This is a genomic window from Spartinivicinus ruber (assembly GCF_011009015.1).
GTDB lineage: Bacteria > Pseudomonadota > Gammaproteobacteria > Pseudomonadales > Zooshikellaceae > Spartinivicinus > Spartinivicinus ruber.
The window spans coordinates 5,262,056-5,276,203 of sequence record NZ_CP048878.1 but is presented as its reverse complement, the minus strand read 5'-3'; the positions used below and the strand labels follow the sequence as shown (position 1 = coordinate 5,276,203).

The following is a 14,148-nucleotide window of genomic DNA, read 5'->3' as shown; positions in this document are numbered from 1 at the left end:
TTGAGGTAGTTATAGTGCATATTAGGAAATTAAAACAACAGGATTTCGATGTTTTTTGGCCAACGTTTCACCAGGTTATAACCGATCAAGAAACCTATGCTTTTGATTCAACTATGTCGAAACAACAGGCGTATGATGTATGGTGTTTGCAGCCGCTAGAGACCAGTTTTGCAATAGAAGCTGAAACAATACTTGGCTCTTACTACTTAAAGCCAAATGGAGCTGGCCCAAGTAGCCATGTTTGCAACTGTGGCTATATAGTAACCCCACAGGCTAGAGGCAAAGGTGTAGCGAAGCAGTTATGTCTTCACTCACAGGAACGTGCTTTAGAGTTAGGTTTTAAGGCAATGCAGTTTAATGCTGTTGTTTCAACTAATGAGGTTGCTGTGAAACTATGGGAGAAGCTAGGATTTAATATAGTTGGTACTGTACCAAAAGCATATCTACATAAAAGGTTTGGTTTTGTTGATACTTATATTATGTATAAGTGGCTGGAATGAAGTAGGGCCTGTTGACATTATTTGGACCACCACTGTCGTAGATTGTTTTTTAATCAATAAAGTACAAGGAATGCCGTGTAGTCATTCTACATAAATGACTTGTAAGCCCGCTGGGTGGAAAAATAATCACGGCCCGAAGGGTTATGACTGTAAAAGCACTACTCGTTGTTGCGCATCGTTTATTTAGAACAACTAAATGATAAAAGCTGTTAGAGGTAAAGCACAATCATGCATCCATTAGCTAACAAGATAATTGTTTTCTTCTATTTAACTGTTGTTTCCTATACTGTAACAGCACGAGAGCTGACTTACTGGCTTGACACTGCTAAAGACAATCCTACCAGTGCAACCATTTCTATAGATACCTCTCAACTAGGGGAATTTGTGTTAGAACCCTCTAGAGAAGTTTCTTCAAGTGCTAATCCATCAACGCTCAATATTGGTTGTTTAACAAGCGAAAAGTCTAAAACTACTATTCAATTCGGTAAACCAATAGATTGCCAATCTTTACAGTGGCAAGTGCAGTTTAAAAAGCTACAAAATAATCAGTATAATGCTTCAAGCCAACAAAATATCTATTCACCAGAGGGGTGGTGGTTGTTATTTGAGTGGGGTAATTTGCCCCGTATTGCTGGTGTTAAGTTTGCTTCTGTTTGTGTAGCGGGTAATGAAAATATTTGTGCAAAAATACCCGACAAAAGTGGTGGGCCTTTGCTATTTGCTTGGGGAAAAAATACAGCAACAATCACTACTGATCGTTTGAATTTAAAGCTTTTTGCTGATTCTGATATATTATCACATGAGCTGCCAAATATTAGCCGTCAATTGGAGCAGCAATATACTTACTTAAGCCAGGTATTTTCTCATAAGCAACAGCAACTGAATTGGTCATTAATCTGGACTGCGATTGACCAAAAATATAAGACAGTGAGTGGTGCAGCAGGTGCTGGCGCCTATATTGCTAATTATTTGGTTGATGATGGTAAGTTAACTAATAAAACTCTACCTATGTTATTAAGGGTTTCTGCTCATGAGACAATACATGGCTTATCGAGTTATACTTTCCCAGCCTGGATAAATGAAAGTTTAGCTGAATATTATGCTTTCAAAGCTGTACAGCTTTCTAAGGTAAAAACCAGAGTGCCAGTAAATGAATGGCAAAAAAACAAGCATACTTTTCCTCATGCTAATGCAGGGCTATATGAAGCCCAAAACATGGTTGTAGAACAGCAGGATATGAGTTACTACCCGTTGTTTTATCTAAAAGGAGCTGCTTTTTGGCAAACATTGGAGCAAGCATTGCAGAAGTCAGGTAAAAATTTAGATACATATATCGCTTTACTTAATAATAAGGCTGATACCAACACAATCAGCTTAAGTCAGCCGTTTATTGATGCTATGATTAAGGCTATTGGAAAAGAAACTTGGCAAACCATTGCTAACCAGTATTTATAATATGTAATTATTATGATTTTAATCATTTTGGCTGGTAAGTCACAATCACTTGATAGTGTCACTCAAAGTGCGGTAAATAAAACACCAATAAATGGCCCGGTGTTTTGTAGTTATCATGGGCTTGAAGCAGATGAACAGTATGAGAAACAATTTCATGGCGGATTAGAACGAGCCCTACATTTTTACCCTGCTGAACATTATGCATATTGGAAAACATATTGGCAGGCTATGCACTTGGATAGTCCGCCAGTGTCTTTTAAGCCAGGTGTTTTTGGAGAAAATCTATCGAATGCTCAGCTTAATGAAGATAACTGTCACATAGGTGATATCTTTAACTTGGGTGAAGCTATAGTACAAATCAGCCAACCCCGTTCCCCCTGTTTTAAAATGAACATCCAGTTCAATTACCCTATGATGTCAGTATTAATGCAGGCCAATGGTAAAACCGGATGGTTGTTACGGGTATTGCAAGAAGGTATGGTAAAACCAGGTGATGAATTGGAGTTGTTAGAGAGACCAACTGAGGGGCTGTCAGTTAGAAAATGTGCGGATATCTTATATAACAGAGCCTATAACCAAACTGACCTTGAGCGTTTAGCAAACTATAAAGCACTATCTGAAAACTGGAGAAATCATGCACATAACTGGCTAGTGAGTAGTAAATCAGATAGCTGGTGTCGTCGTTTATTAAATTATACTCTTGGCGAATGATTTTTAAGCTTTGTTACCGTTGCTCTTTACTTCAGTCTTTTAGCCTATTATCTATACTCATGGGGCTTCATCGCTCGGTGGCCTCGCTTAAAAACCCTACGCTGTGAGTAATGTTGAGGTTATGATTGGCTTTTATATCCATTAGTAAGTCGATAGGGAGTTTGTAGTGTCTTTTGATAACTGGCTGTTATTTTTGTCTATTGCTTTAGTTGCAACTATTACTCCAGGACCTGCTGCATTGTTGGTGTCAACTCATAGTGTTTGTTATGGTCCTACAAAAACCATTAGTACAATTTTTGGTAATCTCACTGGCATTTTCTTGATGTCACTCCTCTCTGTGATGGGGTTAAGCACTATTATTCTTTACTCAACAACTGGCTTTTTTATCGTAAAAATGGTGGGGGCAACTTACTTAATTTACGTTGGAATAAAATTATGGCGTAATGGATTAGGTTTTAACTCAGTGCATAGCGATATACAACAGCCTAAAAAACAAATTGGACTAAAAAATCTTTATTTTCAAGGTGTATTGGTAGCATTAACTAACCCTAAAGCGATTGCTTTTACTACAGCACTATTTCCACAATTTATTCAAGCCAATGAGCCAATTATCTATCAATTTGGGCTGCTTGTAGCTACCTTTATGAGCTGCTCTTTTTTTTGCTTATCTAGTTATGCAATGTTAGCGGTAAAAGCAAGTAATAAGTTAAGGCCGATGAAACAACAAGAAATTGGAAAAGTGTTTGGCTCAACTTTTATTGGTGCTGGTGTTGTTTTGGCAATGCAATCTAATAAATAATACTGTTGTTGAAGTCTTTATATTGGGTATAAAACTATAATAAATAATCATATACCCAATTTATAGATTAAAGGCCAGCCCTAAAAATTATTTGGATTTAAAGGAAGTTTTGCCCATTCAAAGGGGATATTATTCGCTGTTGTATAAGCTTCAAACAGGTCCACTGCATCGCGGATACGATTAATGTATTTAGAGGCAGATTCTTGATGGAAGCCAATAGAAATATAAACGTTTTTATCTGGGTTTTGACGCCACTTTTTCACATTACGTTTTAAAACAGTAAGCATTTCTTTACCTGTGATATAGTCTGCCAATATCCCGTTATCAGGCAGCTCCCACAAAGGAGCCTCACTAGGACCAATGAAATATGGCTGTGAAACTGTATTGATATTTCCCCACAGTTCATTTAACCAGTTGTATAAACGGTCAGACCACCGTCTTCCTTTTAACAGAATGGGGGCTGCTGCTGAGGAATCAAATTGAAAGCCTTCTGCTGACAGTGCATTGATGACATGAGGGGCAGCCATCCACCCACCTGCACGAAAACTGATAGGATAATCAAAACCTGCATTAAGCAAAGTGAGGCTGCTAAATTGGATGAGATCACGTAACTCGTAATAGGTGTAGGCACTGATAGGAACATTATGGCCGCAATCACCTGTTAGATGACAATTGTTTAGAGTGATAGGCCCTGGATATGACCAGTTGGGTTCTGTACGAAAGTTGACGCCTGCTGCTTCAACTAAAGAACGCCAAGCATGGATATGTAAGCCGTGTTCATCATTAGGCTTTAAGACTGAGCGGATAGCTTGAGTAATAGCTTGGTGATTAGCATTGGGTTTCGTATAGTAAGCAGTATTTAAAAACTGTAAGAGACCCACATGGGGGTAATCTTCACGAAATGCTTGCATCGCTTGTAAATTTTCGGTTTCTAAGGTCCTGCCTTCCCAATCAACACTAACAATTGCTATTACTTTTCCTTGTGCGCTTACCGTATTCCATAGAGTTGCGAATAAAAGAAGAAAAAATATGATAATTTGAATTGATGTAGGGTGGTATTTACTTGCTTTCATTTAATGTCCTTTTATATTGCATGTCCATGGGTATTACTTCGTGATTATAAAATAATCTATACTTTCACAGTATTGATTAATATCATTACACTATTAAGCTTTGGTAATAATACTTAAATATGGCGTGAGATGGTAGGAATTCACAGAATGGGCTTTTGATAAAATGACGAGTCAATTTGCACACATTTTGTTTGACTGGGGTAACACCTTGATGGTGGATAATCCTGATATGCAAGGACCAATGATGGCATGGCCGGAATTATCAGTAGTAGAGGGAGCGATAGAGACCTTAATTATGTTAAATAAGAAAGGTATTTGTTGTCATTTGGCTACCAATGCTAAAAACTCAAATGAAGAACAAATTCGTTCTGCTTTGTCGAGAGTAGATATAAATCAATATATTCAGAGAGTTTTTTGTTATACAACAATTGGCCACGCTAAACCTTCACAAGCATTTTTTGATGCCATTGCCTTTTCACTTGGTTGTACCAAAAGTGAGCTGTTGATGATTGGTGATAACCTTGATAATGACGTGAAGGGAGCGTTGGCTTGTGGTTTATCTGCTATCTGGTTTAATCCTGCGAAGTTGCCTACACCGACAGGAGTAAACGACATTTACAGGTTAACGGAACTGTTTGATATTTTCTTTGTAAATGACGTTTAGAGGCTAAAACTCATGTTATATAAAGCTGAAGATATTATAAAGTTGTTAAGGTTAGAGCCTCACCCATTTGAATCTGGCTATTATCGTCGAACTTATGAGTCGAATAATCGGATTGTAGAGAGTACCCAAGTAGGTAGTAGTAGACGGCTGTGTACTTCAATCTTTTACCTATTAACTAAAGATTATCCAGTAAATATCTTGCACCGTAATAAGTCGGATATTATTCATTACTTTCACTTGGGGGGAGCAATAAGGTATACAACTGTAACTGAACAGGGGGTACTACGGCAGCAGTTGCTAGGGGCAAACCTTGATCAGGGGTATCAGTTGCAAATGGTGGTACCTGGTGGGGTATGGAAAGCGGCAGAATTGTGTGAAGGTGATTATGGATTAATCAGTGAAGTGGTTACACCTGGTTTTGAGTATGCTGATAATGAAATAGCATCTAAAGCCCATATTCAGTCATTTAATAGTGAGGTAAGGGCTGTATTAGAACCATTAGTAAGGTAAATAGCGACTATCTTTGGTAAGATAACGTATAATGTAGCAACTTAATTCCTTATATATTTTGGACTATTGGGGTTGGCAAGCATTCTTGGTGAGAGTAGCCAACCCGTAGAAGAATCAAGGTTACAATATGAGCAAGTCATTACAAGATCAGTTACTCAATGCGGGGTTGGTGGATAAGAAAAAGGCAAATCAAATAAAGAAAAGCCAACATAAGCAGAAAAAAACCAAGCAAAAAAGCAAAGAAGCAACGATTGATGAAACTAAGCTGAGTGCTCAGCAGGCTATAGAAGAAAAAGCTGAGCGGGATAGACAGCTAAACTTAGAGCGCAAGGCTGAAGCAGAAAAAAAGGCTATTGCTGCACAGATTAAGCAGCTAATTGAGCTAAATAAAGTTGCTAAGGGTGATGGTGATATCGGATACAATTTCACCGACGATAAAAAAATTAAAAAAATCTATGTAACAGAACAGATACAAGTTGATCTTAGTAAAGGCCGACTAGCAATTGTTAAACTAAGTGAAGGCTATGAATTGATACCAAAAGGTATAGCAGAAAAAATTAAATTGAGAGATGAGTCATGTGTTGTGTATAGTGCTGACAATACGCAACAAGGGATTGATGAAGATGACCCATATGCCGATTATCAAATTCCTGATGATCTGATGTGGTAAACCGTGCTGTATTTTGCTTACGGTTCAAATATGTCTGTGCTGCGCTTGCAACAGCGTATTGGTGCGGTCAACCTGGTTGATATCGGTAGGTTGACACGCTATCAGCTGCGATTTCACAAGTGTGGTATGGATGGATCGGGTAAATGTGATGCTTATTATACAGGGAGTAGTGATGATTCTGTTTGGGGAGTCATTTATCAGCTGGAGCCGGATCATAAAAAGCAGCTCGATAAAATTGAAGGACTTGGTAAAGGGTATTTAGACAAAATCATTAATATTATTAATCACCAAGGTGATACTTACAAAGCTTTTTTATATTACGCTACGAAAATAGATAGTTCTTTACAACCATTTAGCTGGTATAAAACCCACGTTGTATATGGTGCAAAATCCATAGGACTACCTAGTCACTATATTCAAATGTTAGAGTCAGTAAACACAATAGAAGATCCTGATATTTCGCGAGTAAAGCAAGAAATGTTAATTTACAGTTAATATTCTAAAACTGAAAATTGTAACTATCACTTATTAGTCAACTGTACGTCATTATTTAGACTTAGCCTATAACAAGTATTTAGGTTTGACTTACTATAAAAATAAACTAGCCTTACCAAATATACTTGTCTTTTGAAATCTTCATGGCATTTGATAACATGTTTTACTGGCTTCGTGGGTGGTCATTGTTATTTTTAACATTTATTTGTCTATTAGTTTATGGAGAAAAAAAATCCGTAGTTATTCATGTGGATGATAGCTATAAGCCCTATTCTTACAAACTGAAGCAACAAGCAGAAGGTGTTTATATTGAGGTTTTAAAAACCGTTTTTAATAACATGAAAGGTTTTCAAGTTAAAATGGTCCCTGTTGCTTGGCAGCGTGGTAAGCAAATGATGGAAAAAGGGCAAGGTTTTGGTTTGGCACCTGTTTTTTTTCATGGTCATGATTGGCCTTATTTATATCCTTACTCGATCCATTTTTATGAAGAAAAAATATTAGCTGTCTGTCAAGAAGAAGTGATGGATAAGGAGAGAACACTTTGGCCTGATGATTTCATCGGCTTACATATCAATAATATTGTAGGCTTTGATGGTTGGGGTGGGAGCCGCTTTAGAGAGTTTATTCAGCAAGGTAAAATTAAGTATGGCGAGGTGAGAGGTATTGAAAATGTTATTCTTATGACCGGGTTGGGAAGAGGGGATTGCTTTCTAGCAGAAGAATCTTCATACGATGTAATTTATGCTAAGTTAGTAAAATCGAGGCAATTTGATGTAGGTGTAAGGTATGTAAACTTGGTGAAAGGACCGGTGGTTGGACTTGATCCAGTTTATATTGGCTACTCGCAAGTGGCAATTGATCAAGGTAAATATCCTTTTTATAAAGAATTTATGAAAAGTTTTGATGTTGAACTATATAAGCTTAAGAAAAGTGGAATGGTTAAAAAAATTATGCAAGAGGAATTATTAAAACATTGAAAAAATAGCTTGAATATTATCAAAAAAATAATTTTTTTATCATTTAATTATAAGCTGCTGTTAAACACAAAAAATTGATTTGTCATCCATAATGATACCGGCATTGTTATAAATGATAATAACGTTTGTGTGGTGATAATAGATGCCATTGATTGATGATCTCCTCCCATTTGCCGTGATAAAATATAAGAAGAGGGGGCTGTTGGGACACTAAAAAAGATTATGATTACGGTTGCAGTTATAGGTGTTAGTGAAAAATAGCTGATAATAAATACTGCAGCAACAGGCTTAAAGGCAAACTGTACAAAAGAAGCTAATAAAGATGGTTTCCAGTCACTAAATAACCGTTTTAGTTCTAATCCTGCACCCACGGCCATTAGCCCAATGGGAAATGCAGCACGACCTAATAATGAAATAGAATCCGCTATAGCTTTTGGTGGTTGAATATTGAGGATATTGATCAATAAGCCCACCAAGCAAGCAATAATTAATGGGTTTCTAGTAAGTTGAGCGATAAGAGAAGGTGAGGTGCTGCTATCACTTTTAATTAATAAACAAAAAATAGCCACACATAAAATATTAATAAGAACAATCATTGTGACAGCCACTAAGGCGCCAACGATTAATCCTTTGTCGCCAAATAGAGCATTGGTAATCGCCAGAGCTATAAAAGTATTAAACCGAATTCCCCCTTGAAAAACAGAAGTAAATGTTGGTTTTGATAAGGATTTGTCAAACAGTAACCAAAAGGCCAACAAGAGACAACAGGCAAAAATTGTAGTGTTTGTTACCATAACAATGGTTGGCCATGGTAACTCTGCTAAAGAATGTCGAGTAATAGTATCGATAAGAATAGCAGGTGCGAGCAGGTAGTAAGTGACCTTTTCGATACCAGACCATACACTTGTGTGGATGTTTGCTAAATGTTTGATGATATAGCCACTGGCAATGGCAAAACAGATAGGGATTAGTGCTTCAATAATTGTATTCATGGTCAGTTTAAGATGGCTATAAAACAAGTTTTTCTTTAGGGACTGTTAACACTATTTGAATATCACTATATGGCATTCCTTGTGCGTTGCTGGGCGAAAAAATAGTCTACGGCAGTGGTGATTCAAATAGTGTTAACAGGTCCTAGGCCGCCGCAAAAGCGACTTTGTTCCTCTCTAGCATACAGCTTAAACTGACTTAAAAAAATTTTTATTTTCTTGATAGATAGTTTAAAAAAACTCAACTAAAAATATGCTTCATCATTAGCTCATATACAAGCTTAGTCACAGGAGCTCTACTGTTATTAGGTTTTTGATAGACCCCAATGGTGCGCTTTAAAGGCGGGCTGCCAAAAGGGATTAGCTGGAAGGACTTTGCCAGCTGTTGCAACCGTTGCTTGTTTAAAGGCATGATTGTAATACCTAAGCCATATTCTACCATTCTTAGTGCTGCCTCCATCGAGTCCAATTCCATCCATTCATTGACCTGGATACCACGTCGCATTAGCTCGTCATCAATAATGGCGCCAGCCCAAGCACGCTTATCAAAACGAATAAAAGGGACTTCATGCAGCAACTTGGTTTCATCGGATAGTGTCGTACCTTGATTCGCGACTATATAAAATGGCTCTTCAGTATAGGGAATAAAAGTACAACTGGAGGCGTAATGAGTTAGAGGTTCGGTGATTAAAGCAGCATCGAGTCTATTTTTTTCAACGCCATTAGCCAGCTCAGCTGATTGACCTCTTCTGACCCTAATCTGCAAGTTTGGGTGGTCTTTATGCAGGTTTGCCAAAATAGGCGCTAAAGGACCAATTTGCACACTATGAATTGCTCCAAGGGAGTACTGCCCGGAAAAGTGCTCACTGTCACCTAGGTCATAACTAAGCTGATTATAGAGATTAAGTATTTGTTCAAATACCTGTTGTCCATTATGATTCAGCTTAGCATTTCGGCCAGATCGATCAAATAAAGCAGTATTGAGTTGCTGCTCAAGGGCTTTTATTTGCAAACTAACAGCAGAAAGGGTTAATCCTAGCTGATCCGCAGCAGCAGCAAAACTGCCTGTTTCTGCGATGGCTTTTAGTGCTCGTAGGGCTTTGATGGACATAGGTTCCTTGTTTTATGGTCTTGTTTAGTGACTATTATAACTAAATTATAAGGTTTTAGGGGGATTCTGCTGAGATAAAGTATACGCTGGTATTATTTATTTGATAAAAAATAAAAAACGATTATTAAATTAATAAGTGATCTTGATTTGTTGATTGTTTGTAAACTATTTGAAAACTCATTCATCCCATATTTATGAGATAAATAATTAGTGCTGCCTATAAATAATTTGCACTTATTTTATGAAGAACAGCTAAAAAATAGCTTAAAAGCTAATGCTGTCTTAGTTTCTTGTGCTTTAGTGTAACAGTTACTATTTTATTGCTAGCGTTCTGATTAGTCTTTACGACAATTGTGATTTGTTAAATGTTAATACCCTAGTGTTCCATGCGTAAAGTTGGTTAACAGTCTTCAAAGTCACTTATTTTCTGGCAAGGTGTTTTTTACAGGCATAGTGGGCCTAGATCGAGAAAAAGTAACACAGCTAGAGAGTAAATGGAGAAGAAACTTTTACCTTATTTTGTTCGTGGGCTACTAATTTTGGGGCTAACTGCACCACATTTCTAGTATTTTTCCGCAAAGATTAACAGGACTCACAGTAATGAAAGTGAAGCCACTTCCCACATATTCTATACGATTAACACTGTCTACATTATGTTTAGCTGTTATTGGTACCGCTCATGGAGGTTCTATAAAAAATGAAGCAGGTCAAAATAAAGCTGAGCTTATTAAGAATAAGCCTACAATGGCGGCAATTGTAGGAGGCCGAGAGTCCAACTTTGCTGAGCGAAAATTTATGGCTTGGTTAAATGGCTGTGGCGGAAGTATTTTAAATAAAGAGTGGATTTTGACTGCAGCTCACTGTAAAGGGGTGAATAGGGTTACCGTAGGACGCTTTGATCGAACCAATAACCGTGAAGGAGAGGTAATTTCTATTGAGCGTTTTATACCGCATCCGGAGTATAATAGCCGCTCTTCTGATAATGATATTGCTTTAGTTAAGTTGAACCGTCCTATTAAAGCTGATGTTGCCCCTATAAAAATAGCTGATATCAATGTTCACCATTCAGCTGCACAGCCAGGTGCAATGATGACCGTAGCGGGTTGGGGAGATACTCGACAGAAAAATATCGCTGCTTCTTTAGGGTTGCCTAATAAATTGCGAGAAGTGGATGTGCCAATTGTTAAACAGCAAGAGTGTCAGCAAGCTTATTATGGCTTAACTGAGAATATGGTGTGTGCTGGTTATAAGCAAGGAGGGAAAGATTCTTGTCAAGGGGACAGTGGTGGTCCGCTATTTGTTAAATGGTATAACGAACTATATCAAGTAGGTGTCGTGAGCTTTGGTCAAGGGTGTGCTAAACCTGGTTATCCAGGTGTGTATACCAAAGTGGCTAATTACACTGACTGGATTAAAAAGTATGTGGATTTAGCTGATAGTCCCAACCCAAAACCAGATCCAGATAAACCAGGCCCTAATGATCCTGATGGCCCGGATTGGCCAGACCAACCAGATCCAGATAAACCAGACCCAAATGATCCTAATGGCCCTGATTGGCCAGACAAGCCAGATCCGAATAAACCAGACCCAAATGATCCTGATGGTCCTGATTGGCCAGACAAGCCAGATCCGAATAAACCAGACCCAAATGATCCTGATGGCCCTGATTGGCCAGATAAGCCGGATCCAAATAAACCAGATCCTAGTGATCCTGATGGACCCGGTTGGCCAGATCCTGACAAGCCAGATCCAAACGGGCCAGGAAAACCTAATCCAGATCCAGACCAACCAAACACAGCATGTAGTAAACCTGATTTACTCAAAGGCAATTTACTTGGGCAACCGGATTTTAATCAGCTGACTAAATGGCGTGCTTATTACACTAAAGCAGTCAAAATAAAACAAACATCAATGAAAAAAGACTGCGGTACTGATTATCAGGTAAATATTAGTGGCCGTGGTAGTTATTATGATGGCATTATTCAAAAAATTAAAACGCCATTAAAAAAGGGCATAACCTATCAGTTCAGTGCCAAAATGCAGTTAGAGAAAGGAGATGTTAAAGATTTTGGTTTTGCTGCTTTGGCATTAAAAAGCGAAATAGGCGTTTACTATTACCAGTATATTGGTATTGATCAAATAACTGATCAGCAAAATACTTTAAAAGGAGAATTTCAGTTAAATACGGTGGGGGGAGAGGTAAAAGCAGCTCACTTATTACTATTTGGCCCCAAAGGTAAAAAGAATCTAATTATTGATGAGGTTAAAATTGCAGAAAAAGACGCTAGTCAACCAGATCCTGATTTAATACTGAAGCATGACTTTGAAGCGGATACTCAAGGCTGGAAAGCAGCCTGGAAAATGGGTGAGTTAAGTCAAAGTACTCACCGCGCCAAAGATGGCCAATTTAGTTTGCATATTGGAAAGCGGAATCATTGGTATGCTGGTGGAGGTTTAGCTGTTACGGATAAAATAACGGGCAATCAAGGTTATACTTTAAATTTATCTGCCAGTTTGGGCGAGTCAGTTAAAAAGTCTCAAACTCTCGATATACGTCTATTTTATGTGGACGAGAAGGGATATCATTGGAAAACGATTAATACCAGTAAAATTCCTGTGGGAGAAAAGTGGTATGACATTGCTTCAGATTTTGCTATTAATCCAATGGGCAACTTGAAAAAAGCAGAACTTTATATTTTTGGACCAGAACCTGAAGCAGACTTCTTTATTGACTCAATAAAATTAGTCAAAACTGATAAAGTGCCGAAGCCAGATCCGAAGCCAGATCCGAAGCCAGATCCGAAGCCAGATCCGAAGCCAGATCCGAAGCCAGATCCGAAGCCAGATCCGAAGCCAGATCCGAAGCCAGATCCGAAGCCAGATCCGAAGCCAGATCCGAAGCCAGATCCGAAGCCAGATCCGAAGCCAGATCCGAAGCCAGATCCGAAGCCAGATCCGAAGCCAGATCCGAAACCAGATCCGAAACCAGATCCGAAACCAGATCCGAAGCCAGATCCGAAACCAGATCCGAAACCAGATCCAGGTGATAATGATAAACCTGATGATGACAGCAATGGCTCAGGGTTATTTGAAAAAATGACCGCAGCGAATTGTGTGGATGGTCAATATAAAGAGTCTGGAATGGGCAATCCGGCAGTCAATATTGATCATATTATGAAAAAACATAGAACTAATGCCCCACTGGCAGAAGTGTCAAAAACTATTTTTGCTGCTCTGGATGCTCGTTATCCGTTTGGTGCAGAAATACTACGCAAGGCACCTAAACATGGGGGGCAAAAATGTTCTGACTACTGGATTAAACGGGCAACAAGTATTTGGAAGGGCCTGCCAGCAAAAGAGTTATTTCATGCAGCTGACTTAGCGGTTCATGAGTGTGGTCATGGCCTGGCTCATGAATTATCTAGCTGGTCAGAACAGGCGCACCCAATAGCAAAAGGGGTAACGCCAACCTGTCCATTAAGGGAATCACGCAAGTACCCTGCGTTGTATAATATTCAGCGTGACAAGTTTTCAGCTGATGTACCTAAAAACCACTATGATGACACCTATATTAATAAAGGTAGTCCAGTTGGTGATCAAGGCTGGGAGTCGGTAATGGATGAAGCTGTACAATATAGCCACTCACTTTCTATTGGTTATGCTTTTTATGATTACACTACTTATGGCAGTGAAGCCGATGCTGGGTTGAGCTTTGTCTGGTATATCCAACGCTATTTGTATTTCCTGCGTAACAATCATAAGGAAATTTATGATGAAATTATAAATAATGACTGTTGGCGCAATACTATTCTGACATTATGGGGAAAAGTCTGGCGTTATGAAGACAAGTCATTATCAGTAAAAGAGGACCCTAGAGAAGATAATTTAACTTCTGAAAAAACCAAGCTGTTTTTGAAAGCAGTACAACGACCTGAATTAATGGCAGAAATTAAAGCCATTCGTAGTGCCCATCAATGTAAGTAGTAATCAGTAACCAATCCACGGCAAACCAGAGTAGCCGTGAAATTACTATCTTGTTATTAGGTATATTCTAAGGGTAATATCAATATGAGGTTCGCTTAAGTTTGATTGTTTTGTGATCAGCTGACTAAAGAGCCTAACTGTAGGAAATATTGACTAAATATAAGTTACAATGTTGTTGGGAAGTTCTGAAGACTCTGTTTCTTTCTCATA

The 14,148-nt window shown here is 38.4% G+C and carries 13 protein-coding genes; 10 read left to right on the top strand and 3 right to left on the bottom strand.

From position 1 onward, the window contains the following. Window positions 1–14 precede the first annotated feature (14 nt). The 4 genes from G4Y78_RS23915 (at window position 15) to G4Y78_RS23900 (ending at window position 3,465) form a co-directional block, all read left to right on the top strand. On the top strand, window positions 15–500 hold the full coding sequence (locus tag G4Y78_RS23915; protein WP_222937572.1) for a GNAT family N-acetyltransferase: 486 nt from the start codon (window positions 15–17) through the stop codon (window positions 498–500). Window positions 501–728: 228 nt separating this feature from the next. Beyond that, complete coding sequence (locus tag G4Y78_RS23910) at window positions 729–1,955, top strand: M1 family metallopeptidase (protein ID WP_163835396.1); 1,227 nt, start codon at window positions 729–731, stop codon at window positions 1,953–1,955. 12 nt (window positions 1,956–1,967) lie between these two features. Next, complete coding sequence (locus G4Y78_RS23905; protein WP_163835395.1) at window positions 1,968–2,666, top strand: MOSC domain-containing protein; 699 nt, start codon at window positions 1,968–1,970, stop codon at window positions 2,664–2,666. Window positions 2,667–2,832: 166 nt separating this feature from the next. Next, entirely contained in the window at window positions 2,833–3,465 is a 633-nt protein-coding gene (locus G4Y78_RS23900) for a LysE family translocator (protein WP_163835394.1), read from the top strand. An 80-nt stretch (window positions 3,466–3,545) separates the two neighbouring features. Here the strand turns inward: G4Y78_RS23900 and G4Y78_RS23895 are convergent, their stop codons facing one another. Continuing rightward, window positions 3,546–4,538 (bottom strand): polysaccharide deacetylase family protein, encoded by a 993-nt coding sequence (locus G4Y78_RS23895; RefSeq protein WP_163835393.1) that lies wholly within the window; start codon window positions 4,536–4,538, stop codon window positions 3,546–3,548. A gap of 163 nt (window positions 4,539–4,701) precedes the next feature. Between G4Y78_RS23895 and G4Y78_RS23890 the strand changes: the two genes are divergently transcribed. The 5 genes from G4Y78_RS23890 to G4Y78_RS23870 all read left to right on the top strand — a co-directional run bounded on the left by G4Y78_RS23890 (window position 4,702) and on the right by G4Y78_RS23870 (window position 7,854). Continuing rightward, a complete protein-coding gene (locus G4Y78_RS23890) occupies window positions 4,702–5,202 on the top strand; it encodes an HAD family hydrolase (RefSeq protein ID WP_163835392.1) in 501 nt (166 codons plus the stop codon). Between the two features lie 12 nt (window positions 5,203–5,214). Then, window positions 5,215–5,712: a cupin domain-containing protein gene (locus tag G4Y78_RS23885; protein ID WP_163835391.1), complete on the top strand. Its 498-nt coding sequence runs from the start codon at window positions 5,215–5,217 to the stop codon at window positions 5,710–5,712. Between the two features lie 127 nt (window positions 5,713–5,839). Next, window positions 5,840–6,382, top strand: a complete 543-nt coding sequence (locus G4Y78_RS23880; protein WP_163835390.1) for a DUF2058 domain-containing protein — start codon at window positions 5,840–5,842, stop codon at window positions 6,380–6,382. A 3-nt stretch (window positions 6,383–6,385) separates the two neighbouring features. Then, the gene (locus tag G4Y78_RS23875; protein ID WP_268935016.1) at window positions 6,386–6,877 is read left to right on the top strand and encodes a gamma-glutamylcyclotransferase family protein; all 492 of its coding nucleotides are present in this window, start codon (window positions 6,386–6,388) and stop codon (window positions 6,875–6,877) included. A gap of 143 nt (window positions 6,878–7,020) precedes the next feature. Further along, complete coding sequence (locus G4Y78_RS23870) at window positions 7,021–7,854, top strand: type 2 periplasmic-binding domain-containing protein (protein WP_222937571.1); 834 nt, start codon at window positions 7,021–7,023, stop codon at window positions 7,852–7,854. A 47-nt stretch (window positions 7,855–7,901) separates the two neighbouring features. On the opposite strand, the gene G4Y78_RS23865 is transcribed toward G4Y78_RS23870, so the two are convergent. Beyond that, window positions 7,902–8,846, bottom strand: a complete 945-nt coding sequence (locus tag G4Y78_RS23865; protein WP_163835388.1) for an AEC family transporter — start codon at window positions 8,844–8,846, stop codon at window positions 7,902–7,904. A 238-nt stretch (window positions 8,847–9,084) separates the two neighbouring features. Next, window positions 9,085–9,954, bottom strand: a complete 870-nt coding sequence (locus G4Y78_RS23860) for a LysR family transcriptional regulator (RefSeq protein WP_163835387.1) — start codon at window positions 9,952–9,954, stop codon at window positions 9,085–9,087. A gap of 600 nt (window positions 9,955–10,554) precedes the next feature. Between G4Y78_RS23860 and G4Y78_RS23855 the strand changes: the two genes are divergently transcribed. After that, window positions 10,555–13,938 carry a trypsin-like serine protease gene (locus G4Y78_RS23855; RefSeq protein WP_163835386.1) on the top strand — a complete coding sequence of 1,128 codons (3,384 nt, stop codon included), beginning with the start codon at window positions 10,555–10,557 and terminating at the stop codon, window positions 13,936–13,938. Window positions 13,939–14,148 lie beyond the last annotated feature (210 nt).